We start from the raw sequence: 255 nt of genomic DNA on the forward strand, positions 1-255 counted from the left end.
TGGTTGATATTCCAGTACCACCTCTGTTCCGCTTGAGCAATGGCGTGACGCAGGAGGATAGGGTGAGCGGCCTATTGGATGGCCGTCTAAGCAGTAAGTGTGGTGTGTAGGCAAATCCGCACACCAACAAGCACAAGCTGTGATGGCGAGGGAAATTTAAGTACCGAAGTCCCTGATTTCACACTGCCAAGAAAAGCGTCTAGCGAGGAACAAGGTGCCCGTACCGCAAACCGACACAGGTAGGCGAGGAGAGAA

At 52.9% G+C, this 255-nt stretch carries 1 rRNA gene; it reads left to right on the forward strand.

Annotated features, from left to right (window positions below):
- Positions 1–255: ribosomal RNA gene (locus O0550_RS24265) — 23S ribosomal RNA — on the forward strand; the annotation flags it as partial.

The sequence above is a fragment of the Brevibacillus halotolerans genome (assembly GCF_026891775.1).
In the GTDB taxonomy this organism is placed as follows: domain Bacteria; phylum Bacillota; class Bacilli; order Brevibacillales; family Brevibacillaceae; genus Brevibacillus_B; species Brevibacillus_B halotolerans.